Origin of the sequence: Eubacterium album (assembly GCF_025336545.1) — a bacterium.
In the GTDB taxonomy this organism is placed as follows: Bacteria; Bacillota; Clostridia; order Lachnospirales; family Lachnospiraceae; genus Eubacterium_U; species Eubacterium_U album.
On sequence record NZ_JAODBU010000011.1, the window covers coordinates 124,815 to 150,625 of the forward strand.

At 32.2% G+C, this 25,811-nt stretch carries 17 protein-coding genes; 2 read left to right on the forward strand and 15 right to left on the reverse strand.

What is annotated here, in order from left to right:
• Positions 1-166: 166 nt before the first annotated feature.
• From N5B56_RS11230 to N5B56_RS11245, 4 genes are read right to left on the reverse strand one after another with little or no spacing between them, the layout of a single operon-like run.
• Positions 167-1,315 (reverse strand): ABC transporter permease, encoded by a 1,149-nt coding sequence (locus tag N5B56_RS11230; RefSeq protein WP_260978973.1) that lies wholly within the window; start codon positions 1,313-1,315, stop codon positions 167-169.
• A complete protein-coding gene (locus N5B56_RS11235; RefSeq protein ID WP_260978974.1) occupies positions 1,302-1,913 on the reverse strand; it encodes an ABC transporter permease in 612 nt (203 codons plus the stop codon). The genes N5B56_RS11230 and N5B56_RS11235 overlap by 14 nt, the downstream gene beginning before the upstream one ends.
• Positions 1,914-1,918: 5 nt before the next feature.
• Positions 1,919-2,482, reverse strand: coding sequence for an ABC transporter permease (locus N5B56_RS11240; RefSeq protein ID WP_260978975.1), 564 nt, complete (start codon positions 2,480-2,482; stop codon positions 1,919-1,921).
• Complete coding sequence (locus tag N5B56_RS11245) at positions 2,482-3,243, reverse strand: ABC transporter ATP-binding protein (protein WP_260978976.1); 762 nt, start codon at positions 3,241-3,243, stop codon at positions 2,482-2,484. The genes N5B56_RS11240 and N5B56_RS11245 overlap by 1 nt, the downstream gene beginning before the upstream one ends.
• 263 nt (positions 3,244-3,506) lie before the next feature.
• Here N5B56_RS11245 and N5B56_RS11250 point away from each other — a divergent pair, with 263 nt between their 5' ends.
• The gene (locus N5B56_RS11250; RefSeq protein ID WP_260978977.1) at positions 3,507-3,800 is read left to right on the forward strand and encodes a hypothetical protein; all 294 of its coding nucleotides are present in this window, start codon (positions 3,507-3,509) and stop codon (positions 3,798-3,800) included.
• 117 nt (positions 3,801-3,917) lie between these two features.
• Here N5B56_RS11250 and N5B56_RS11255 read toward each other — a convergent pair whose 3' ends face one another.
• On the reverse strand, positions 3,918-6,806 hold the full coding sequence (locus N5B56_RS11255) for a fibronectin type III domain-containing protein (RefSeq protein WP_260978978.1): 2,889 nt from the start codon (positions 6,804-6,806) through the stop codon (positions 3,918-3,920).
• 545 nt (positions 6,807-7,351) lie between these two features.
• Here N5B56_RS11255 and N5B56_RS11260 point away from each other — a divergent pair.
• Entirely contained in the window at positions 7,352-8,470 is a 1,119-nt protein-coding gene (locus tag N5B56_RS11260; RefSeq protein ID WP_346432204.1) for an SLC13 family permease, read from the forward strand.
• 412 nt (positions 8,471-8,882) lie between these two features.
• Here N5B56_RS11260 and N5B56_RS11265 read toward each other — a convergent pair whose 3' ends face one another.
• From N5B56_RS11265 to N5B56_RS11310, 10 genes are all read right to left on the reverse strand, one after another.
• Complete coding sequence (locus tag N5B56_RS11265) at positions 8,883-9,170, reverse strand: hypothetical protein (RefSeq protein ID WP_199522655.1); 288 nt, start codon at positions 9,168-9,170, stop codon at positions 8,883-8,885.
• A gap of 54 nt (positions 9,171-9,224) precedes the next feature.
• Complete coding sequence (locus N5B56_RS11270) at positions 9,225-10,457, reverse strand: phenylacetate--CoA ligase family protein (RefSeq protein WP_260978979.1); 1,233 nt, start codon at positions 10,455-10,457, stop codon at positions 9,225-9,227.
• Between the two features lie 190 nt (positions 10,458-10,647).
• The gene (locus tag N5B56_RS11275; protein ID WP_022088142.1) at positions 10,648-11,211 is read right to left on the reverse strand and encodes an indolepyruvate oxidoreductase subunit beta; all 564 of its coding nucleotides are present in this window, start codon (positions 11,209-11,211) and stop codon (positions 10,648-10,650) included.
• Between the two features lie 69 nt (positions 11,212-11,280).
• Entirely contained in the window at positions 11,281-13,128 is a 1,848-nt protein-coding gene (gene iorA / locus N5B56_RS11280) for an indolepyruvate ferredoxin oxidoreductase subunit alpha (protein ID WP_022088141.1), read from the reverse strand.
• A 128-nt stretch (positions 13,129-13,256) separates the two neighbouring features.
• The gene (locus tag N5B56_RS11285) at positions 13,257-13,658 is read right to left on the reverse strand and encodes a (deoxy)nucleoside triphosphate pyrophosphohydrolase (RefSeq protein WP_022088140.1); all 402 of its coding nucleotides are present in this window, start codon (positions 13,656-13,658) and stop codon (positions 13,257-13,259) included.
• Between the two features lie 131 nt (positions 13,659-13,789).
• A complete protein-coding gene (locus N5B56_RS11290; RefSeq protein WP_260978980.1) occupies positions 13,790-16,768 on the reverse strand; it encodes a DEAD/DEAH box helicase in 2,979 nt (992 codons plus the stop codon).
• An 88-nt stretch (positions 16,769-16,856) separates the two neighbouring features.
• Entirely contained in the window at positions 16,857-17,591 is a 735-nt protein-coding gene (locus N5B56_RS11295) for a histidine phosphatase family protein (protein ID WP_178514684.1), read from the reverse strand.
• A 490-nt stretch (positions 17,592-18,081) separates the two neighbouring features.
• Positions 18,082-19,338, reverse strand: coding sequence for an SH3 domain-containing protein (locus N5B56_RS11300; RefSeq protein ID WP_260978981.1), 1,257 nt, complete (start codon positions 19,336-19,338; stop codon positions 18,082-18,084).
• A 58-nt stretch (positions 19,339-19,396) separates the two neighbouring features.
• Positions 19,397-24,811 (reverse strand): InlB B-repeat-containing protein, encoded by a 5,415-nt coding sequence (locus N5B56_RS11305; protein WP_260978982.1) that lies wholly within the window; start codon positions 24,809-24,811, stop codon positions 19,397-19,399.
• Positions 24,808-25,788 (reverse strand): cohesin domain-containing protein, encoded by a 981-nt coding sequence (locus tag N5B56_RS11310; RefSeq protein ID WP_260978983.1) that lies wholly within the window; start codon positions 25,786-25,788, stop codon positions 24,808-24,810. Before N5B56_RS11310 ends, N5B56_RS11305 begins: the two co-directional genes overlap by 4 nt.
• Positions 25,789-25,811: the final 23 nt, after the last annotated feature.

The following is a 25,811-nucleotide window of genomic DNA, read 5'->3' on the forward strand; positions in this document are numbered from 1 at the left end:
ATGGAGGCTAATTATTTAGGAGCAGGTGTCTATGAAAATTCCGAAGTTGCTGCTAAAGCCTTTGTTTTAGAATGTAGCAAATAATAAAAACAAATACCCGGTTGTGAACCATTTTCACAACCGGGTATTTTTGATAAAAAACTATAAAATAGCATTTTTAAAATTCTTAATTTATTATCTGTTTTCTTTTACTTACATAATTTGTTACTGCGACAAATATAAAACTGGAAATTACTATAACTGCCCCATTTATTAACAATGGTTTAATGCTTTCAAAATTAAAAACTTCCATAGTTTTTATCAGTTGGTTATTTGCTACATAATAATATGTTGGCAATATATGTGCTATTTTCAATACATAATCAGGCATGTATTCAAATGGCACAAAGCATCCACAAAGAAATGATGTGCCGAGTGCTATTACATTTACTATTCCACCAATAGCATTCTTATTCTGCGTAATATTTCCAATTAAAAATCCTATGGTCAGACTGCATATCGTAAATACAAATGAATTTATAACATAGCCTAAACCATTTGAACTAAACATTAAGTCTTTAAACAAAATCAATGCCAAAATCATATATAAAATCCACATTGCAAATATTACTATGGAATTTGATAATAATACGATTCTATTATATTTTTTGTAATTGAAACTGCTTATAATTGTTCTCTTCCTTACAGTCTCATCATTTAAACTTGCTAAAATCATGCTGATGCAATACACACATCCTGCAAGCAAGGCGTAATTTAGGATATTAAAATACTGTGTCATGCTGCTTAACTTTGATGTATCTAAAGTCGTTTTCATATAAACCTTTGTATCTTTGTCCACAACTTTATTTACTTTTGAAATTAACTCAGCTCCACTATAATAATCCTTGTAAATAAGCACGGTTTTTATGTATTTTTCCACCATCATTTGGGCATATGAAGAATATTCATCACCACATGATTTATATTCCAACGAAGGATTCTTTCCATCTAATAAATTTTTTCCAAAATCTTTTGGTATATAAATTACATAATTTACGTCTCTGTAAAAAATTGCATCATTTATTTTGTCTTCGTCTTTTGTATCTATATCTTTTATTTCTGAATGTTTACTTATATAATCCTCAAAGCCTTTAGTAATATTATCTTCACTGTCTTTATTTACAATTAACACACTTGGTTTTGAATCTTCAAAATTTGTCATATTATTACCTGATGTCTGATTAAGCGCTGTTATTGCAACAAGTATGGCAGTATATAAAATAATCATTCCCTTTAATTTATTTAATATCTTTAAAATAGTCTTAAATACTGTCATACTTTTCCCTCCTTAAGCTAACAAACGAAATTAATAGACAAATTATGATAAATATAATCAAATAAATGATATCTCTAAAATATCTGTCTAAAGTATCGTAATAGTATAATGAATAAAAGCCATCAGTTATTAAGTTATTTGGATTTATCAGATTAATTATAGGCACATTTTTATCAATTACATATTTTAATGTAACTCCCATCATTCCTGAAAAAACAGAAAAGAACATTGTAACAGCAATAGTTATTCCTGTCTTAGCACCTTCTGACACTCTGAATATTGAAGCAATTACTACCCCTAGTGCAATTCCTGCCAGATTTCCTACCATGGAAAGTAAAATAATTAACAAAAGATTTTCTCCAAAATCAACTTTTATTACAAATGTCAAAAATGCCATAAGTACCGCAAGTCCTACCAGACTTACCGCATAACTTCCTATAGTCGAACTCAAAATAATTGTGCTTTTTTTATTTGGTGACACGGAAATTCTTTTTCCCTTGCTACTCATATTCGCCAGACAGTTATTTATTGCAGTCAACCCGAATATTCCACCATACATACACATCATCGCAATTAAAGTATAATATTCTATTTGCATATAACTTAAATTTGAATTAGAAATATTTTCAAATTAACTTGTTCATTATTAATTTTGTCTAATATTTGATTTACTATTTTGTCTGTATCAAATGTAAAATTCCCGTTTGCTATTTCGTTTTCTATATTTTTTTCGGTCAATTCTTCTACTATTGTTTCATTCTGTCTGATTTCATTTATGACAAACTTAAGTAATGTTTGATATGTACCATTTGCCTTTACTACAACCTGTGGTTCGTCGTTCTTAAATACAACATATCCTTCAATTTTAGAATCATCTAATAGCGAATCTGCTTTTTTATTACTTACATATTTGATATTAAATAATTTGTCTTTATTATCATTATCCGATAATTCTTTTAATGCGTTTTTGTATATTTCCTGCGTTTCAAATTCGTCATTATCTACGACTGCAATATCAAACACTTTTAATACTTCATCTTTTTCTATGTTGGAAAATGCCATATTGAAAAATATTCCAAGAATAATCGGAAAGGCAAATGTCCAAAAGACTAATATTTTATTTTTAAACAATGTTTTTATCGTATATTTCAAATTATGAATAAACATTAATCTCTTAATTCCTTTCCTGTTAATTTCAAAAATACATCATTTAATGTAGGTCCTACACGTTCTATTTTTTCTTCAATATTTGCCTGTTGTTTCAGTTCTTCGCTTGTTCCCTGAGCTATTATTTTTCCTTTATCAAGAATTATAATTCTATCGCAAAGTATCTCTACCTCTTCCATATAATGTGTTGTGTAAACTATTGTGGCACCATCGTCTCTTAATTTCTTAATTCCATCTAAAATATTGTTTCTACTCTGTGGGTCGACTGCTACTGTTGGTTCATCAAGAAAAATAAGTTTTGGTTTATGTGCTATTCCACAGGCAATATTTAATCTTCTTAAAAGTCCCCCTGAAAGTTGTTTTGGCAAATATTTTTTAAATTCACCAAGTCCTACTAATTCAATGGCATCTTCTACATATTGCTTTCTGATATTTTTATCTTCTATGTATAATCCACAAAAATAGTTTATATTGTCATATACATTTAATTCATTAAATACTGCAACCTCCTGAAAAATGACTCCAATTTTCGATTTTATATCGTACGAATCGGGTTTCATATCCTTACCAAATATTTTTATGCTTCCGTTCTGATATTTAAGCAATGCTAAAATTGAATTTATAGTTGTACTTTTACCACTTCCGTTAGGTCCAAGTAATCCTAATATTTCTCCTTCATATACATCAAATGATAAATTATCAACTGCCTTTTTTTCTTTATATTCTTTAGTTAGATTTTTTACCTCTATTACTTTTTCCATGTTGCCTCCATGATTTTTGTTAATTTGCTCTGGTTATGTTAGATTTGATTATATCATATATTAATTTTATTATCTTTTACATTTTTAATCCTCTTCCCCAGCCGGCAGATTTTTTCATAGCAAACACGTTGATTTTCCTTCCCCCCAGCCGGCAGATTTTTTCATAGCAAACACGTTGATTTTTTTATTTTGCTGCGCCGCTTATTGTAAGTTCAAAAGATAAACTCGCCTATCGGCTCAGACATATCTTTTGAACTTACGCTATGCTCGCAAAATTGCAAAAATCTGCCTATCGTTTGCTTATGAAAATTTCTGCCGACTGGGTTGTGGAAATTCTGTTGCTCTGGATATTTCTGCCGACTGGGTTGTGGAAATTTTGTTGCTCTGGATATTTCTACCGGCTGGATTGTGGAAATTTTGTTGCTCTGGATATTTCTGCCGGCTGGATTGTGGAAATTCTGTTGCTCTGGATATTTCTGCCGGCTGGGGTTGTGGAAATTTTGTTGCTTATAAAAAGTTTTGACAGATTGGGTGATTTAATTTATATGGTTCTTTAAAATCGGATATAGTTGATTAAATTTTCTATTTTTCATACTTTAATTTAAAAAAATACCGAAAATCTATTAACAATAGACCTTCGGTATTTCACCTTAGTAATTTTTAATTATTTTTTACTATTTTGTCTTAACTCTTTTTGTCTTTGACCATGCTGAATATACTTTGTTTCCATCTACGATTTTGTATGTACGGATTCGAACATTGTATGTTTTCTTTGCTTTTAATTTCTTTACAATATATATAGTTGCCTTTTGTTTGTTTACTGATATTGTCTTTTTGTTTTTCTTAAACTTCTTATCAGTTGCTACCTGAATTTCATATCCTTTTACGTTTTTAACTGCTTTCCATTTTAAAGTAATTGATTTCTTTTTGGCAATTGTCTTGCTAATCTTTGTAGCCTTTGGTGTTGAAACTACAGCAGTTGTATTCTGCGGATTTGTTGTTGTTTCAGTTTTGCTTTCCGGCTGCTTTTGTGTTGTCGTATTAGTTACATCTGCTTTTTTTGTTGTTTGTGTATAATCTGCTTCTTTTGTTGTCTCAGAAGTTGATGCTATAATTCTTGGTAATGTTTTTCCTATTGCAATTATTTTATCACAATCGTTACAATAAGTATCTCCTGTGTATCCTTCCTCTTGTTCTGTTGCATCTTTTTTATTTATAATTGTCGTATTTTTGTGCTCACATTCAGTTGGAATAAAAGTCCCATCATCTGTTTTTGAAGCTTCTGCCGTATTTCCATAAGCACCCATATTAACTCTGCTTCCATTAGGAGCCGGTTCATTTGAATAATCACTTAACGGGTCACCTGCATTTATGCAAGGGCTTGTAACATCATCCGCAATCCACATCGTTCCATTCCATCTTCCGCCTTTAGATTTCAAATGATAATTTCCTTTTTCTATATTTGCAAATAATGGTTCTTCAAATATACATCCTATTCCATAATTATAAGTGTTACCATTCCAGCTATCATTATATATGCATGTATATGTTATATTTGATGTGTCTGTATCGTCATTTAGATTCTTAAATCCTCTCTTGTTTCCGGCTATTATACAATTTTTTATTATCGGAAGTTTTGTCATATATCTGCCTATGCTTACTCCATAATAGCAGTTTGCAATTGTAACATTTTCCAAAACTATTTTTTCAATTAAATCTTCTTCTACACTTAATGATAGACCAATTCCATCATTTTGCTTATTAAAATTATGTATAATACAATTTGAAATTTTGAAAATATTATCTTTTGGTACTTTTGTTCCATAAGCTGATATGCTTAATCCCGTGAAAGAATCATTGTTTTTTCCTTCAAAAATTGTATTTTCTACAGAAATTTTTCCATAAATGTAATCATTATAGCTGTTAAGTGTAACATACATTCCACTTGATTCATTGGTAAATTTACAATCTTTTACTGTAAGTGTTTGCGGAATTTCTCCCTCATATCCGGTATTTTTGCTTATTATGTTTGCCTGCATTTTAACATTATCAAATTCACAATTTTCAAATACGGCTTTTCCATTTAAATAATCCGAAGACGAATTCTGCGTTATGGAAATTTGATTGCTTGCATTTGTTAATCCTCTGTCAGAAGCCCCTACAAATTTAATAGGATTTTCCTTTGTTCCTTTTGCAATCAGCTCTCCATTATACATAATATCTAACGATGCAATTACATAAGGATGTTCTGAAGTCAATATTACTTTTGCATCATTTCCATTGTTATATCCTATAGTACAATTTTTAAAGTAATATTCCAGACCGTCTATTTCTCCTAATGTACATTCCGGAGTTATCATTGAGCCACTAAGTTCAACGTACTTTCCAAATACAGCTGAGTAATCGCATGTATTGTTCGCATAAGTTCTTGTTTTATCAGCATTGACATTTGCTCCAAATTGAACTCGTATAGGTGCACACTTATTCATTTCTGATGATTCATTAGATTGACTTCCGTGGAATACATTTCCCTCTATTACAAAATCACATTGTCCATCAAGATTCAACGCATTTTTTGTTAATGCTCCACCTTCTGTTGTATAAAATTCATTATTTATTATTTCCGCATTTCCTCCCCAGTTAACAGACGGATTGTAAGAACCGGGAATATTGTTTTTAAATGTATTATTTTCTATTTTACATTTTGATTTATCATTATAAAAATACTCATATGCTAAATCCTTTGTATAACCTTCAATTCCCATTGAAAGTGATTTGAACATTGAATTTGATATTTTAATATTTGATTCAACAGTATTTGCATCATAATCTCCATAAAAAAATCCTGCACCTATTTCACTCGGTTGCAAAATATTTTTGCTTACTAACTCTGTACTATCAAATATACAATGGTCTACTGTAAGATTAAATTTGGTATCCTTTGTTCCATGAGATACATCAATTAATCCCTCTGTGAAATCTCTAAACTGTGCTCCACCGTTTATAAAATAACAATATTCAAATGTGTCTGTCACTTCTCCATTATCAGGAAGTGTTATCTCTATTCCATTCCACCCTGCGTGAGTATCAATATTTTTAAAAACAATAGGCTCATCCTGTGTACCTTTTGCTTCTATGCTTCCGCCTTCTTCTACTCTAAAAATAGAATATGGTCTATAAACTACATCTGAATTTTCTACTCCGTTAACATTTCCCGTTCCTGTTCCAAATAAAACTGTTGTTCCCGGTTCGATTACAAGTTTACATTTAACATATGGTAATTCAACTATATTTTTTGAACATACAACATATGTTTTATCTTTTGTCCATGTTACAACATTACTTCCATCATCTGAAACTATGTCTCCTGTTACGTATACTAAATTTTCATTAGTTTCAGAATTATCGCTTTGGGCAATTGAAGCGTCACTGTTATTTTCGTATACGGAAATTTTCGTATTTTCTTTAGTTATAACATTATTTGTTTGTTGTGCCATAGTATTTTGTGGTACTAATGATATTACCAACATTATACTTAGAATAAGGCTAAAATACTTTCTCATAGGCAGCTCCTTTCTACTACATTTTTTATATTATAATTTTAACATAATATAATCTTGAAGTCTTTATTTAAATTATTATTCAGCAGAAGTTTCCATAGCAAACACGTTGATTTTCCTTTCCCCAGCCGGCAGATATTTTCACAGCAAACACGTTGATTTTCCTTTCCCAGCCGGCAGATATTTTCATAAGCAAACGATAGGCAGATTTTCGAAATTTTGCGAGCATAGCGTAAGTTCAAAAGATATGTCTGAGCCGATAGGCGAGTTTATCTTTTGAACTTACAATAAGTGGCGCAGCAAAATTTCAAAAATCAACGTGTTTGCTATGAAAATATCTGCCGGCTGGGGCGAGGAAAGTGTGTTGCTTATGAAAGTTTCTGTCGACTAGGGGTGGGAATTGTGTTGTCTATGGATTTTCTGTTAGCTGAAACAATGTTAAATATATTATTTTCCTTGAAAAATATTTGCTAAATATGTCATATATTAATTGACAAAAATCCTGTTTAAGCAATATGCTATAATCATGTTAAAAAAGGATATATTTAATGATGAAAAAATTTATAGAATTAGTACGTAAAGAAACAGTATTAGTAATTGCATGGGTCTTGGCAATTATATCCGCATTTTTTGTAAAACCAAATATTAAATACATAGATTACATAGATTTTAGAACGCTTGGAATATTATGGAGCCTTATGGTTATCATGGAAGGGTTAAGTTGTAATGGATTATTTGAAAAGATAGGTTATAAATTATTAAAAAAGACGAAAAATGTATGGCAGCTAAGTATAACATTGGTATTCATTTGTTTTTTCTCAAGTATGTTAATTACAAATGACGTTGCACTTATTACATTTGTTCCTTTTACAATGATGATTTTAGGAAAATGTGAAAAACAAAATTTATTGATTCCAATAATTGTTTTGCAAACCATTGCAGCTAATCTTGGAAGTATGCTTACTCCAATTGGCAACCCTCAAAATTTATATTTATATGGTTTATGGGGAGTTAACATATTTACATTCATAAAAACTATTTTACCTTATTCAATTGTTTCATTTTTTCTTCTTTTACTATTTTTGTTTTTTATTAAGGATAAGAAAAGTAAAATTGTTGTTGATGGTAAAGAAAATGATATTATTCAATATAAGGGGAACTTATTTTTCTATGTAATTTTATTTGTAATCGCATTAGGAACTGTATTTAAATTAATTCCTTATTATATTCTTATATTTCTTGTGTTTATTGTTGTGTTTTTTATACAGCGAAATGTGCTATATAAAATAGATTACGCATTACTTTTTACATTTATTGGATTTTTTATTTTTACGGGAAATATTGGTTCACTTCCAATTGCAAATAAGTATTTGGCTTCAATTGTTATAGGAAATGAAATTGGAATTGGGGTACTTGCGAGTCAGGTGATAAGCAATGTTCCTTCTGCCTTGCTTTTATCTGGTTTTACAACAAACTATAAAGGATTACTTATAGGTGTAAATGTTGGTGGTCTTGGAACACTCATTGCTTCAATGGCTAGTTTAATTTCTTACAAATTATATGCACATAATAACAACAGCACAAAAGGAAAATATTTGCTTTATTTTACAGTTGTAAATATTGTATTTCTTGTAGTTTTACTGATTTTAAACACTATAATTAACTGATATTCCAGTCGACTGAAACTTTCATAAACAAACACGTTGTTTCACCTTCCCACAACCAGCAGAAGTATCCATAAGCAACACAACTTTCACAACCCCAGCCGGCAGATATTTTCATAGCAAACACGTTGATTTTTTTATTTTGCTGCGCCGCTTATTGTAAGTTCAAAAGATAAACTCGCCTACCGGCTCAGACATATCTTTTGAACTTACGCTATGCTCGCAAAATTGTAAAAATCTGCCTATCGTTTGCTTATGAAAATTTCTGCCGGCTGTAGTTAGAAAATTCTATTTCTTTTGTAATTTATGCTTTAAGGTAGATAAAATAAAAATTACGTATTGTTTAGATTTAACAAGTTGTAATTTTTACTTTAATTTTCATTTCGGATTCTTTTGAATATTTCGTACTGTCTCTCTAATTCTTTTTTTCATCTAATAATAGATTCTTTGATCCTAATATTCTTTCTATTGCCTGACTTGGATCTAATGTGTGATATGGTAAATACAATCCTCGTAACTCTTTTGGCTTTACAATCTTGTACACTTGTATTGATGACATATTATAAGTGTATGAAAAGTACCGATACAGATATCCTATCCAATATAGTTCATTCAAATTGTATTTTACTGAACCATATTTTGATGCTCCATACTCTTCTTCTATCATATTTAATATATCTTTCGCCTGAATATTTGTCTGCAAAAAAATACCGCAAAACTCTTAATTCCATTGATTTATCACTTTCTAAATCACAATTTAGTATCTGTTGTCATAAATTCTTGTTGATTTTTTCTCACTTCTTGGAAGATCGCCAATTGCAACAGGCTTAATTATTGCTGCGATACCTATTTTAGCCTTGAATGCTGCTCCAATTTCATGTTCCATTTCATAAGCATTTGCATCGTCCTTTATTTCAACAAATAATGTAAGAATATCTTTTCCATTCAAATGATCTATCATAACCTGATATTCACTTGACGCCCCATTAATGCCTTTTAACATTTCTTCTATCTGTGATGGGAAGATATTTACACCTTTTACTTTAACCATATCATCTGTTCTTCCTAAAATAACATCGATTCTTGGATATTTAGAACCACATGGGCATTCTCCCGGAATAATTCTTGAAAGATCATGTGTACGATATCTGATAAGTGGCGCCCCTTCTTTATGTAATGTTGTAATAACTATTTCTCCAATTTCTCCATCAGGAAGATTTTTTCCTGTCTTAGGGTCAACAATTTCTATATAGACATAATCATCCCAATAATGCATTCCACATTCATGTTCACAACTGATTGCAATTCCAGGACCATAGACTTCTGTAAGTCCATAAATATCATAAAGCTTAACGCCAAGTTCATTTGCAATTCTTTTTCTCATCTTGTCTCCCCAGCGTTCAGAACCAATTATTCCTTTTTTAAGTTTAATCTTATCTCCAATACCTCTCTTGGCAATTTCTTCCGCAAGTAACAACGCATATGATGATGTTGCGCATAGAACTGTAGATTCCAAGTCAACCATCATTCTAAGCTGTTTATCTGTATTTCCCGGACCCATAGGAATAGTCATTGCTCCAAGCTTTTCAGCACCATTTTGAAATCCTATTCCGGCGGTCCATAATCCGTAACCTGGTGTAATATGAATTCTATCTTTATTAGTTACTCCTGCCATTTTATAGCAACGTGAAAACATTGTTGCCCAATCATCAATATCTTTTTTTGTATATGGAATAATAACAGGTATACCTGTTGTACCTGAAGATGAATGTATTCTTACAATTTCTTCTTCAGGCACTGCACGAAGTCCCAACGGATAAGCTTCTCTTAAATCTCCCTTCCATGTAAATGGGAGTTTCTCAAAATCCTCCTGAGACTTAATATCATCTACATTAATACCCTCCAATTTTTTCTGGTAAAAGCAATACTGACTTGTAAGTTTTTTCAACTGTGCTTTAATTAGTTCAAACTGCTCTTCTTTCATTTTCATAATTTATACCTAGCCTTTCAACTATGCATTTTCATGTCTTTGAAAGGCGCAAATCCAAGATTAAAAGAATGATTTGCATTGTTTTTCCTTTCTTTTTTATTTCTTCTAACCTTTTCTTCTCCTCTATGTATTTATGACAAATGCCTCTTCATTTGTCCATAATTTATAAAAAGTCTTTTAGACTTATATACTAGTTTGTTGCCATAAGTGCTTTAATGTTCATTTCAAGGAATTTCGGATTAAGTTTTGTTTCTATAGCTTTTTTAATTTCCTCTTTTGTTATTCCTAATTCATTACTATTGGCTGCTGCTCCAAGTAGTACAACATTTAAAGCCTTCGAGCTTCCTAACTCTTTACAAATCTTTTCTCCGTCCACAGCAATAAGATTAATATTTTGCTTTTGTAAATATTCTATCATCTCTTTACCATCATAGTGAAGTCCAAGACTTGCAGTTGTTGGCATTACCGGCTTTGTATTTACAACAACTGTACCTCCCTCTTTTAAATAATTTAAATTTCTTACAACTTCACCCGGTTCAAATCCGATAATTATATCCGCTTCTCCCTCAGGAATCATTGGAGCTTTTATTTCATTTCCTATTCTTACATGGCTTACAACGCTACCTCCACGCTGGGCCATTCCAATTGTTTCTGCTGTTTTTACACTTATCCCTTTATCAATTGCAGCCTGTGCAAGTAATTTTGACGCTAAAACTGTGCCCTGTCCACCAACTCCGCAAAGTAAACAATTCATATTTATACCAAACCTTTCATGCATATTATTTGTAATCTTCGATTTCCGGCAATTATTTTGTCAACAGTTCTACTGCTCAATAGCATGAACCGGACAAATATGACTGCATAATCCGCAACCAAAGCATAATGATGAATCTATTTCTATTTTTCCATCTATATTTGTCACTGCAGGACAACCTATTTCATTAATGCATTTCTTACATTTAATACATTTTTCGCTTACGGTATAAGCCTTTTTAGGCTTATTCACAGCAATACATGGACTCTTAAATATAATTGCCTTAACGCCTTTCATCTGTGCCGCTCTCTTAACCGCGTCTATTGCTTTATCAAGTTCAAATGGATTTACTTTTTCAACACTTACAACTCCTACTGCTTTTAAAACAGCTTCAATAGAAATCTTATGAGTTATTTCATCCTTTGGATTAGTATCTTTTTTCTTAACCATGTCCATCATTGTAACACCGGTTCCCGGATGTGGCTGGTGTCCTGTCATTGCTGTAGTAGAATTATCTAACACAATAAGGACTATGTCTGTCTCATTATATACAGCATTTACCACTCCTGTAATTCCTGATGCGAAAAATGTTGAATCGCCAATAAATGAAAAATGCACTTTCTCAGGTTCAATCCTATGAAGCCCCTGCGCTATTGTTACATCCGCTCCCATGCAAAGACATGTATCAGTCATATCCAATGGCTTTGCATTTCCAAGTGTGTAGCAACCTATGTCACCACAAAATACTGCTTCTTTTTCTTTCATTGCCTGTTTTACGGCATAAAATGAAGCTCTATGTGGGCATCCTGCACAGAGTACCGGTGGTCTTACAGGTAATTCTGGTTTTTCGCCTACTTCCTTAAGTGTTTCGTCATCTATATCTTTTGCAACTCCAAATTTAGTAAGCTGTTCTCTTACTGATTTTGCAGTATTTTCTCCTGCGCACTGTACATCTTTTGTAAGTTTTCCTAACACCTTACATTTAATATTATATTTTCCACATACGTATGTGATTTCTCTTTCTATAAACGGACTTAATTCTTCTATTACAAGAACTTCATCCACTCCCTCTAAAAATCTTGCAACAAGTTGTTCCGGAAAAGGATATGAAATTCCTATTTCCAAAAATCCTGCCTTGTCATAATCTAAGTATTCCTGAACGTATTTTCTTGAAACTCCGCCTGATACAACTGCCTTCCTACTATCTTCACAAAGATGAATTTTGTTCCATTTTGATAAATCCAATTCATCTGTACTATCTGCAGAAAGTACATGTGTAAGTTTTGCATTTCTTTCCTCTATCCTAATATGGTTGAGGTAAGATGTTCTTGGGAAAATAACCCATTTCTGAGTATCTTTTATAAATCCCTCCGGTGGCTCTCTTTTTATATTTTCTAAAATTTCAATATCCGCACATCCATGGCATACTCTTGTTGTAGGTCTGAAAATTACAGGTGTGTTATATTTTTCTGACATTTCAAAAGCATCTGCCATCATCAAATAAGCTTCCTGCGGTGTTGATGGATCGAATACCGGTATTTTTGAAAAAATGCCAAATTCTCTTGTATCCTGTTCTGTCTGAGAGGATATCGGTCCCGGATCATCTGCTACTAAAACTACCATTCCACCTTTAATTCCTACATAAGATAAACTCATGATAGGATCAGATGCAACATTTAGTCCTACCTGCTTCATTGTAACCAGTGTTCTTGCACCTGCATACGATGCGCCTGCTGCAACCTCAAGAGCTGCCTTTTCATTTACTGACCATTCAATATAATATGAACCGTCATTTTTCTTTGCTGCTGTTTCTAAAACCTCTGTAGAGGGTGTTCCCGGATATCCACAAACTAAATTAACTCCGGCTCTTATCGCACCCATAGCTATTGCTTCATTCCCCATTAATAATTGCTTCATTTATGTAACCTCTTAAACATATCTCTGTAACGTTTTTATCTATTTATTATAATATTAATTATGATATATAGCAACGTTTCATTTTAAATCAAAATATCATTTTGAAACATTTTTTACGCTTCTATATCTCAAATGTTTTTCTTTATTTTATCTATCAACGTTACATCTGCCGGTAGCCAATCTACATCATATAATTGTCCTTTTGTAAGCCATTTTGCAGCTTCATGTTCTTTGAGAATTGGCTTTCCTTGTTTAATATTACACCAAAAGCAATCCATTGAAAGGTGAAATGTTTCATAATCATATTCTACAGTATCAATCAATTCACCTACTTCAATTTCTGTTTCGATTTCCTCCATTATTTCTCTTTTCAAAGCTTCCTGCGGGGTTTCCCTCGGTTCTATTTTTCCGCCGGGGAATTCCCAACCATCTTTCATATCTCCATATCCACGCTGTGTTGCAAATATAATTGTTTGTCCTTTTTCATTTATAGATTTTATAACTGCTGCAACTACTCGTACTATTTTCATTTATAGCTTTCTCCTATTTCGTAAACAAATTTATTTTCTTATTACTTATAATGAGACGATTTTACTGCCCCCAATAAAATCGTCCCTCTTATTTTTATATTTTTCTTCAAAATGTTTTATCATAAATTTTCTTAGTTAGTCAGATACTCATAAATATCTTCTCTTACACTATGTTCTAACTCGAAAATAAAATTCATGATTGGAAGTTCTTTTCCTTTATTATTCTTTATAGTTTTCTGCATCCAGCTCTTAGGCACAACTTCACCCATATAATAAAAATCTGTACCCTCGCCATCACTCTTCTTTATAAAAAGAACTATTTTTAATCCACTATTTTTATAATTTATTATTTCCTGACTCTCTCTATTATCAATTGCCACATTACTTCTAGTCAGCCAGCTAAATGTCTTCTGATTAATAAACTGATCTTCATATTTTGTGCTTTCAGAAATATCATCCTTCTTTTCGTATGTAACAAATATTGGACACGTTCCGTGTTTGATACGATATCCATACATTGTTGAGCTTTCATCTTTATCCCAGTTCATAAGTCGACAAACATCTTTTCTTGAATATTTTCCATATAACACTAAATTATTTTCATCATGATTTGCGTACATATCCTTATATCGCATCATCCCATAATCTAAAAGATTTGATATCTCTTCCCTAAATTTCGTATTATTAAGTTTATCTAAAAACGCTAGTGAACGTTTTAATAGACCTGACTTTAAATCTAATTTAGATAGCAATTCTATCTGTGCGAATTTATTTGCATCTGCTCCGGCTACAAATTCTAAACTCATCATTCGAACCGCAGAATTATAATCAGCCTCTTTGAACTTTTCGCCTATGCTTACAAGTTCCTTAGCAAATGAATCTATCGCAACTGATTTTCCATCTAACATCATCTTTAACATCAAGAGTTCATGCGGTCTCTTACCATCAATTATCAATGATGAAATAAATGCAAGTATCTGCTCTTCTTTTTCTGTAAACACAACTGTATAATCTTTATCTACAGCCCGCTGGAAATTATCATACGTTTTTGCATAGTTAATAAATAGCATAGGATCAATTTCGCCAAGTTTGTAGAAATCTATAATAGTAGGTATTCTACCAATTTTAAATTTTACCTGCATATATTTTTCTGTAAGCATTTTCTTCGTCGTAGTCATTCTATCAATTGATGCAAAAATTTTCTTTTTCGTAATCTCATCAAAATGAATTGTTGAACACCCCGGAAGCAATCGTGATCCTTCACGCACGTATTTACGCACATTGTCCTTGTTGTATGTTCTATCTCCTGACAACGCAATTGGAATTAAAAAATTGTTGCTGTAATTACCAATAAAATCAAGAATAACTACATACTCTTTATTATCCGCTTTTCTAAGTCCTCTACCTAACTGCTGTACAAATATAATTGCTGACTGCGTAGGTCTTAGCATAATGACCTGATTTACCTGTGGTATATCTACACCTTCATTAAAAATATCTACAGTAAAAATGTAATCGAGTGGCTGATTATGTTTTACTACTTCCGATTTTATTATAGGTCTTCCACAATTATCGACCTCACACTCCATCTCTAATCGTTCAATAGCCTCCTCTCTTTTCTCCTGTGAATCATCACCTGAAAGTGCAACTGTATTATAGCCTCTATAATTAAACGCATCTGATAAAGCCTTAGCTTCCTCTTTTCTGCTGCAAAAAATAAGCCCTTTTACTCTATTTCCTGAATACCCAAAATATTCGGTTTGTTCAATTATGTGCTCTACTCTTTGCTCATTTGCCAAATATCTAAATTCTGTCTTTTCATCAATTTCTTTTCCATCTATAACTAAATCTGAAATTCCAAAATAGTGGAATGGGCATAACAAATCATCTTCAAGGGCATCCTGAAGCCTAATCTCACTTGCGATATTGTGTCCAAATAATTTGTAAATATCAAATCCATCTGTACGTTCAGGCGACGCCGTCATCCCTAAAAGCAATTTGGGCTTAAAATGATTAATTATTTTATGATAACTTTCAGCCCCTGCCTTATGAGTTTCATCAATAATAATGCAATCAAACCTATCTTCTTCGAATTCGGTAAGAATATAGTCTCTACTCATTGTTTGAACTGTTGAGAAAAGATAATCAGCATCTTTTTCTTTATGATTTCCGGAAAGAATGCCTGTAGTAATTCTATTGCTAAAAACATTCTCATAAGATCTTTTTGCCTGCTTTAAAATTTGCTCACGATGAACTAAAAATAATACTTTCTTAAAACCAAGTTCTCTCATTGCAAATGCCGACGCATAAGTTTTACCGGTACCTGTAGCTGATATCAATAATGCTCTATCAACATCATTCTTCCTCAACTCCATTAAATTATTTATAAATTTAAGCTGCATTGAATTAGGCTTTAATGTATACGCTTCAAGTGACGGAATTTGTGCCTTTTTGCTTATACGCTTCTGTTCAGCTACCATTTTATTAAATAGCTGTTTTTCCCTATACTTATGTCTATAATTATCTATAAATTCTTTATATTCTTTCGTGCATTCTCTGTCATTCCATAAATTGTCGAATTCATTTATAAGTGTACCAAGCATCTCTCCCTTTTCCGTAGATACTAATCTTGTATTCCACTCAATATTCTTTGTTAGTGCATCCTGAGTTAAATTAGAACTTCCTATTATGAATCTATATTCTTCATTTTTCCGAAAAATATAACCTTTTGTGTGAAATCCATTTCCTGCTTTTCCTGTTTCATACATGCGAAGTTCTATATTTGACAATCCGGCCAATGTATCTAATGCCACAGGATCACTAAATGCCAAATAATCTGTCGTCAGAATTCTTCCAGGCACATTTCTTTTTTCTAATTCCCTAAGTGTCTGTAAAAGTGGTGTAATTCCACCCCTTGTAATAAATGCCACGCTAATTGCAAATTTGTCACATTTTCTAAGTTCATCTTCAACAGCAGAAAAAACTTTTTGCCCATTCTTATAATTGTTGTAAACCAACTGAGGTTTGTACGCCAAATTTGAATTAAATGTACTATCTATAAATGCTGTTGTGAGACCATTTTTTAATTCTGTAATTTTATCTGCTGCCATATAGTCGCTCCTTTATTATTTGCTACTTAATAGGTGTTTGCGAAACGCCACAACCCACATAAATATTGTGCTAATTTTATTTATTATCCTAATCATGCCTCTGCTCTTTATTTTCATATGTTTCGCAAAATCTTGCTGCAAATGAAGGTTCTTCGTTTGCAACATAAAGATGAGATACATCACCAATCTGTGCTGCTCTAAAAAAAGCTTCACCTTTTCTTCTTTCTTCTGAATAAATTGTAGTTATTGAAGATGGTGCTGCACAAAATCCATGCCAAAGATTCATCGGAGATATAAGCATTAAATGAGATAACAATACAGCTTCTAGTCCAAAATGGCAAAAGAATACAAGTGTCTTTTCATTTGCATTATTTACTTTATAATAATTTCCATTTCTCTCGTATCCATGCTCCTTAAGCAATTTGTCAAATTCACCTGTGACCCAATCATATTCTTCCTTAACCTTCCATTTTTTCATAAATGAAGTTTTATACCACTCGTCATAATTAAAATATCTTGAATCTGAAGTCCATGTTTTCGGCAACTGATCCCACACAACAGAATTCCCCTCTTCCTTCATCATCTCATCTTGAAGTGGAGACATAAATTCTCTAAGCCATTCCTTTTCCACTGCTTTCATTCCTATTGCTTTTTCCGTTAGAGAACATGTATCTTTTGCTCTTCCAAGTGGCGATACATAAATATTATCAATATTTAATTTCTGTAATTTTCTAGAAGCTAATTCTGCTTCTTTCCACCCCTTTTCAGTTAAAGAGTCTATTTCATAATTTGGCTCTCCATGCCGTACAATTATAATTCTCATAGTTTGTCACCTCAATTCAAATTATTATATTTCTTATGTCCATTTCTGTTTCAAAATAAATATTATTCTTTTTACTGCTAACAACTATTTGTCCTTATATTTACACAATATCATAGTACTTTACCTGTTACAATTCATTTTGCTGAATAAATTCTTCAATCAAATCTGTTGTTTTTTCCTTCTATTTTTCAATTATAATCTATCCCAACAAAAAAATTCTCTGTCTAAATTTTATCATATTTTCTTGATGAGAACTATTATTATTACATTGATTTACCAACATTGATATATTTTACATTTAAATTAATTAATAAACTTTTCCTATATTTGATTGTGATGTTAGTATTGTTTTTCTACCCAAAATATAAAAAAAGAGCCTATACGAATTATTTTAATTTCTCAAATCCATATAAGCCCTGTTTTTTTATTTTATTGACATCTATTAACTTTTATTTAATATTTATTAATTTCCATCAACACTTATTAACTTCTATTTAACATATTTTGAATACATATATCCTTCAATGGTTTTTTTCTTTTCTTTTATCTGAACTTTGTACCAACCATTTGCAGTTCTTCCAACAACTGATACTTTTGTTGCATTTGGACGGGAAGAAATAATTGGATATTTTAGTCCTGCCCCTGTTCTTATTCTAAGATTTCCTTTTGTTACATTTACCTTTGCATTCCATGTTATTGATGTGGATTTTACATATCCTACTTTACCTTTGTATTTAATTAAATACCATGTTTTGTCCATATCAACTATGGTAACTTTTTCTCCTTTTTTTACATTTTGAACTACCTTTGATGACTGCTTTTTCTTTTTATACATTTTTATTTTGCCATTTGTCTTTGCAGCCTTTTTCATCTTATATGTAATTTTAGGAATTACCTGTTGCACTACCAAAGTTTCTCCACATACAGAACATTTTCTTCCACTTGTTAATCCTTCTCTTTTTGTCGTAGCCTTTACTGCTTTAAGTTTAACCGATGTATGCCCTGTAGCTTTAACTACCTGCTGTTTTTCAATAATATATCCGCATACAGAACATTTCTTTCCGCTTGTTAATCCATCCTCTGTACATGTTGCACTTACTGCCGGTATTACTTCTACTGTGTGTTTTTCTACAGTCTTTAATATCTTTTCTTTACAGTCACTATATTTGCAGTTATGCCAATGAGTATCAGCATCACTCTCCCATTTTGTGTCACTTACATGTACGCATTTAACTACAGAAACAGCACCATTATTTGATTTTAAAGCTATATCGTCACCATTAACATTAATTGCCTGTTCAACATTAATTGCAATAATGTATGGTTTAAACTCTGCTTCATTTTTTGCTGTAAACTCTAAAGTTAAAATAGTTCCGTCTGTAGTGTTATTTTTAAGGCTGTTTAAATATGCAAGATATATAAATTCTTCCTTATCTAAAGCACTTGGTAAAGTTGCATCCTCATTATCAAATACATTTCCATTCTTTGCTGATGTCAATGTTAATGCAGAATGGTCATATCCTACTTTAAACTTAAGCCCCCAGATACCCGGGTTGTTTTTTATATCAACTGTAATAGAAAACTTATCACCTTTTTCAACTGTATCTGAAGATACTGAAATTGCACTTTCTTTAGTTTCTGTCTGTGCAAATGTCGGTACACTTACATAAATACCACTTGCAAATATAAATACTACACATAACATGGCAAGTAACTTGCGAATGCCGGATTTTTTTAATTTATACATATGGAAAACCTCCTTCACGTTCATTTTCTCATAATATTGCTGTTATACCGTACTGTTTCTATTCATCTCCATCAATAGGACTAACTGTAAATCTGCCTACCTGATAGTAGCCGGAACCACCATATTTAGCATATACATTAATAGTATGTTTTTCTTCTGTTAATTTACTTCCATCAATGATAAAGTAATTTCCGTCTACTGTTACACAGGAATCATTATTGTTACCATCCCATGACGTTGAATATGTTAGATTCGATACTGCTCCGTTATTTCCATATGTAGTAAATCTAACCTTTATCTTTCCATCCTTGCTGACCTCATAATTTCCAGCTGAATAGTTAACGCTTGGATAACTTCCAAGTCCCCATGTATAATTAAGTTTGTTTGCCCAATATTCCTTATGTCTGTTCTTTATCGATTTTATGTTATCTGTGATATCATGTACCCTTGTTGTCATCCATACATGCTGACCAACCATTCTTCCACTTGATTCCATATATATCTGTGTCGGATAACAAGCATAATTTGTTGTATATCCATAATTAGTGCTTGTATCCATCTCAATTGAGAATGAAGTTTTTGCTCCATTTGACCAGGATACAGTACTATTAAGTTTCTGCGATCCACCAACTGAATCTCTGCAATCAACATAAACCTTATAATATGAGCAATTTAAGTCATACGGCTTAATTACCAAAACTCCTTCGTATAATGTTTCAAATTTCAGATAATACTGATCTGCCGGACGTGTTATTACAACATCATAAACACCTATATCTGAAGGGAATCCATTTTCGTATTCGTCCTTGCTCTGTGACTTAAATTTAAATGTAAAACTGTCTTCGGTATATGTTTCTTCTTCGCTTAAATTTTCATCTTCCGGTGGATTAAATGTATACTCTGTAGCACGTTCTATAGCTGAATCATAGTAGTATGTCTGTGGATTAAATACAAATGTTTCAGCCGGAATAGGTTTTAATTTTCTCCAATGTGCATACAGTGTTGTATTTGATGTAATCAATACCTGGTCATCAGCTGTAATCTGTTCGCCTCCTTCTACCTTATTGTACCATCCAAGGAATGCGTAACCGTCTCTTACAAGTTGTGGTATTTCACCATATTTTCCATCGTATGTTACTCTCTTTGTATTTTTATCTAATTCATTTCCACCATTAACATTAAATGTAAGTGTATATACAGCCGGTTTCCATTTTGCGTAAAGTGTTATGTCTTCTGTTGGAACAGTCTTTGATGTAAACATATTTTCACATGCGGCATCTGTACACCATCCATCAAATTCGTATCCTCTTTTAACAGGGATTGGAATTGTAGGAAGAATTGTTGTTTCCTTTCTTGTTATCGGATCAACTGTATTTCCTCCATTTGTATCAAATGTCATTGTTACCAGTTTCTTAATTACATTTTTACATTCAACATAATATGTTGTTGGTGTTGATATCTTATCTACTTCAGGACTGATTCCAATAATATCCGTGTTATTTTCCTGAGCTACTTCAAAATAATCATAATTTGGAACTGTACCTCTTTTTAGTTTAACTACAGTATTTTCTACATCAATTCCGTTAAATACAAATGTTGCTGTTACGCTGTCATCCACATAATTTGCTTTTGCTGTAACACCCTGCATTAAGGCTTCTGCAACCTTGCTGTTAATCGGCTGTGTCAAATCAATAGTCTGTGGATAACCATTTACATTTATAGTTGCCGTTGTTGTAATTCCTGCGAATTTATTATATGCACCCTGTCGGTTAGAACCTGTTGATTCTAATTCTGAGAAATCAAATCTTTCACCATATTTTGCATAAAATGTCTTACTTCTTGTTGTACCATTTGCATTCTGTATATCAGTTACAGTAATTGCATATGTTTTGTAATCTACATAGAAGTCATAAGTTGAGTTATCAACAAGTGTTAATTTTTCCGTATTCTGACCATCATATCCTTTTGTCAAAGTATACTTGTAGTCATTCCAGTTAAGTAAATTCTTTAATTCGTCTTCTGTTGGCAAATCAAATTCTTCGTTCTTTAAAAGTTTTTTGTTCCATACAGTCTTATAACCGTCAGTATCATTACCAACACGAACTGATGCAGTATAGTATTCGCTTAATTCTTCAGTTGTAAGGTTTGTCCATACTACAGGAACTGTTACCGTCATGTCATACTGACTGAATGCAACCTTACTATATAGGTAAGTAATAGTCATTTCTGCAGTCATATAACGTGTGTTTTTAGGAACATTGACGTTAATTTTTCCTGTTTTATAATCAACACTAAAGTTTCTGTTTGTAAATCTAATATTATAATTTGAAGGATGTAGTGACTCTACTCCCTGAATACCTGTATTTAATTCTACATATGACAATGCTAATACATTAGCCGGAACATCCATGGTAATTCCGTTAGTGCTGTCACCATCCTCATCCTTTACTAGTATTACCTCATCCTCCTGTGGCTCGTAAGCTGTATTGTAATAAAATACATTTCTTCCTGCCGTCAGCAATGGTATTTCTTCATTTACGAAATCATTGCTGTATTCAAAAAGATTTCCTATGGCATTTGCCTCAAAACTCATCATAAAATATAAGCCAAATTCCAGATACAAAGCTCCTGCCATTCGCTCTTTACTTACAGTATTTTGCGTATTTGCCGGGCGATACTTTGAATATTCATATATAAAGAATCCGTATAATTTGACATATGGTCCAAGTTCTGCCGCAATACCTACAGATGCAAATTTGCCACTACCGATACCCGCATAAAGCTTAGCTCTTATTCCTGCTTTTAAACCAATTTTACCCATTACATAAAACTGGAAATCGAATCTTTCATCTAACAAATCCATTGTAGAAGAACCTGCTGACGGTTTAAACAATCCAACTTTAAACCAGAAATTGTATCGCTTGCCTACTTCGTATTCCAAATTTGAACCGATTGCTATGTTCATATCTGCTCTAACAAGGAAGTTTACCTGTGTACCAATTACAACGCCGAAATAACATACTTCTGTTGAACAGATTTCTTTGTTTACAAGTGTTACCCAGTCTGTTTCCTTTTGCAGTGTCTCTGAATATTTATCCATGAGTGCCTGCATTCCATCGAGAAATTCTGTGCCAAGTTCTGTTTCAGTGCTTAAATCCATAACATCTAAAATATCACTTGCAACATTTGACTTTTCAAATGTTTTGCACATTTCATTCCATTGCTCTTTGTCTGTTCCGTTCATTTTCATTACTTCCCAAAGAGCATTTAAATCTTCTTTATATCCTTTTATCTGTTCTGCTGTATCATTTGCCTGGTCTATCTTTGTCTGAATTTCTTCAATCTTATCCATAACATCTTTTACAGACTTTAGACCTGCACTAAGTCCACTTGGCAAATTAGAAAGTCCTAATGCTTCTGTCGGATCATCAGCAATAGATTTGAATTTTTCCCAAAGAGACTGTTCCTCTTCTGCTACTGTATATATATTTGCGTTAAATGAAAATGCTGTAAAATTCTTTACATCCATTGATGTGTTTACACAAATACCAACCGGAATAGGAATAAAAAGAATCTCTTTTGTAACAATGCTTCCTTTTACTCGTGGCACTAATTCACATTCTTCAACAAATGTTGCTGAAAGGTCAATCTTTACCGTACCATCTTCTACCTCTACTTCAAATTCAGCTTCAACACCAACTGCAAGCTGGATTCCATTGTTAAAATGAAGTTGTTCACCTTTATTTATTATTTCAACAGAAAGCTTTACATCATCTGTTAGTTCAAAGCTCTTTCCAACATTCATTTTTCTGAGTTGCTTTGCTGATAATTGCTGACCGTTTTCATCTGTTAAAACAAGGCTTTGAAGACTCGTATTTTCTTTGAAGCCATCTGTCTTTGTTACCATATCACAAAGAATGTCTGCTGCCTCTTCGCCAAATCCACTGTCTTCCATCTGTGTTTGTACGACATTTTCTAACTGTTCGCATTCTTCATCACTAATGATGTCACTTCCGGAAATAGGAATCTCAGAATAGAGGTCCATGCTTTCCTCTATATCATTCTTTTCTACTTCTTTGTATGTAATTAACTCTGTATCTTTATCATAATCTGTGATTTCACCATAATATACATCATTTCCTGATTTAATTTCATCAGTTGAAACATATAATGTAACAAAATCACCTATTCCTATTGAATCTACTGCATTTTCATATGTACCTTCATCTCCCATCATATTTGCGTACATATCTACATCTAACTCTTCAAGACTTATTGTTCCGGTCTCTTCAGTTGGCAATTCCTGTACTATTAATGGAAAATTATCAGGCATGTTATATATTTTTGCCTGATCATTTTCATCAAGTGCTGCAAATGTTACCTCATTTCCATCTATTGCTGCTACCTTAACGTAAACTGCCGGATCTAATAATTCAGAAGTTTCATCAGTATTTCTTTCAGTTGGTTTTGTACCAACGTAAAGACAAATAATATCATCTTCATTAAGTTTTGAAGCCTCATCATATTCAAAACTTCCACCGTTTTCATTTATCTGTTCTGAAGTCAATACGTCATAATTTTTTCCATCAACAGAATAAGTTATTTCATCCGTATCCTTTATATAAACTATGTCATCATTCATTTCCAGATTTTCAACTTCCTTCATGGCTATTGAAAATGATGCTGTTCGTATTGTTTCTTCTTTTCCGTCAAACACCCAGCCATCTGCAAGATTTAACTCATATGAACATCCCTCATTAAATCCATTCGGTGCGCTGACTGTATATATGCCATCTCCATCATTGTCTTCAATACTAATTTCCACGTTGTCAGAACCGTCTTTAACAACTAATGTTGCTGCTTCCTGTGGTTCAATATCGCCTGACACTTTTTTTATACTAAATGTCATATCAGGAGTCTGGTCCATTTGAGCAAATGAAGTAATATTTAATTCTTCTTTTCCTCCCATTTCCTGATATTTAGCATAAACATTTATATTATCTGTAACAGCATCATCTGAATAGAAAGGTGTTGTAAATTCTTTATCAGTATAATATCCTACTAAAACAGCATTGTCCTTTGTTGCCTTTTCCTTTGATGGTAATTCGCCTAAAGGATAATCCTTTTCAGCCGGCAAAGTTTCTATTAGTCTGTCTCCGTCATAAAAAGATACTGTTAAAAGTTTTGCTCCTAAATGAACATCCCATTCTGCAAAATATTTTTTAAGAATAAGAAAGTCCTTTAAGTCAACCTGCCCATCTGCGTTTATGTCTGAATTTGCAAATACAAAATCTTTTATTTTTTCTTCAGAAATATATTTTTTTAGTGTTAGCAAATCTCTTAAATCAATTACTCTGTCCCCATTTACATCGCCATACATGTTTCCACTGGTTTTTGCAAATATTTCTTGAGTTGGCATTTGTGAAACAATAATTGCAATTGCTAAAAATAGGGTTAACACTCTTTTCTTCATCCATTCACTCTCCTTTTCTTTACTAGTACACAGACAATCCCTGCAATAATTACCAATCCTATAATTGATATGACAATTGCACTATTTGATTTCTGTCCTGTTCTACCATTTTTTGTTTTATTTACCCCTTTTTCCGATTTACTATCCTTCCCGTTTATTTTCTTTGTTGATTTACTTTCCTCTCCTTTTTTATTTTCCTCCTTTGCCTCTTTACTCTTTTCCTCTATTTCTTTTTCCACATCTTCTTTTACAAAAATATCTGCTGCATAATTTTTCTTTTCTGTTTCCACACTTGCTTTATATTTTCCGTTTTTTAAAGTATTTAAATAATCCGAACCAATTACCACATTTCCATCTGAATCAACAGTATAACTATCTTCACTAATTTCCGTTTCATTTATTTTCACTTTATTAACTGTTTCCTTAGCTTCTAACGGTATCCTGATTTCTTCGTTCTTTGCCTTATCAAATACAATATCCTCATTTTTTATATCGTAAGATACAGTAACCGTGCCATCTTGCGTATCCATTTTAATAATGTTTCCATCTACATCTATTGCCTGGATTAACGTAAGCTCTATAGGATATTTTCCTTCCGGTGAATAATCTACTATTTTAAAATTAAAGGTCACAACCGTTCCATTACCTTTAATATCTTTAAGACTATTTGAACTTGCAACAAAAACAAACTCTTCTTTATCCAGCTTGTCCGGCATCGTCAAATCACCATCCAAAAACACTTCGCCATTTTGTACTGACTCCAAAGTTAATGCTGAATGATTATATCCAACTTTAAACTTAAGTGCCCAAATTCCACTGTTTCCACTTAAATCAATATCTACAACTGCCTTGTCATTTTTTGTTATAGTTGACGACACTGTAAGAGTCGCATTTTCTTTGGCCTGTGTAACATTATTTTCCGGTGTTATACATAAAAGCATGAGTGCTATAAGTAAACTAAAAAAAATCTTTCTCAAACTATCACCTGCCTAATTCTTTA

Excerpts from the sequence above, each read along its gene's own strand:
- N5B56_RS11230 (WP_260978973.1), bottom strand. The coding sequence starts at position 1,315 with ATGACAGTATTTAAGACTATTTTAAAGATATTAAATAAATTAAAGGGA.
- N5B56_RS11235 (WP_260978974.1), bottom strand. The coding sequence starts at position 1,913 with ATGCAAATAGAATATTATACTTTAATTGCGATGATGTGTATGTATGGT.
- N5B56_RS11240 (WP_260978975.1), bottom strand. The coding sequence starts at position 2,482 with ATGTTTATTCATAATTTGAAATATACGATAAAAACATTGTTTAAAAAT.
- N5B56_RS11245 (WP_260978976.1), bottom strand. The coding sequence starts at position 3,243 with ATGGAAAAAGTAATAGAGGTAAAAAATCTAACTAAAGAATATAAAGAA.
- N5B56_RS11250 (WP_260978977.1), top strand. The coding sequence starts at position 3,507 with ATGCTCGCAAAATTGCAAAAATCTGCCTATCGTTTGCTTATGAAAATT.
- N5B56_RS11255 (WP_260978978.1), bottom strand. The coding sequence starts at position 6,806 with ATGAGAAAGTATTTTAGCCTTATTCTAAGTATAATGTTGGTAATATCA.
- N5B56_RS11260 (WP_346432204.1), top strand. The coding sequence starts at position 7,352 with ATGATGAAAAAATTTATAGAATTAGTACGTAAAGAAACAGTATTAGTA.
- N5B56_RS11270 (WP_260978979.1), bottom strand. The coding sequence starts at position 10,457 with ATGAAAATGAAAGAAGAGCAGTTTGAACTAATTAAAGCACAGTTGAAA.
- N5B56_RS11275 (WP_022088142.1), bottom strand. The coding sequence starts at position 11,211 with ATGAATTGTTTACTTTGCGGAGTTGGTGGACAGGGCACAGTTTTAGCG.
- iorA (WP_022088141.1), bottom strand. The coding sequence starts at position 13,128 with ATGAAGCAATTATTAATGGGGAATGAAGCAATAGCTATGGGTGCGATA.
- N5B56_RS11285 (WP_022088140.1), bottom strand. The coding sequence starts at position 13,658 with ATGAAAATAGTACGAGTAGTTGCAGCAGTTATAAAATCTATAAATGAA.
- N5B56_RS11290 (WP_260978980.1), bottom strand. The coding sequence starts at position 16,768 with ATGGCAGCAGATAAAATTACAGAATTAAAAAATGGTCTCACAACAGCA.
- N5B56_RS11295 (WP_178514684.1), bottom strand. The coding sequence starts at position 17,591 with ATGAGAATTATAATTGTACGGCATGGAGAGCCAAATTATGAAATAGAC.
- N5B56_RS11300 (WP_260978981.1), bottom strand. The coding sequence starts at position 19,338 with ATGTATAAATTAAAAAAATCCGGCATTCGCAAGTTACTTGCCATGTTA.
- N5B56_RS11305 (WP_260978982.1), bottom strand. The coding sequence starts at position 24,811 with ATGAAGAAAAGAGTGTTAACCCTATTTTTAGCAATTGCAATTATTGTT.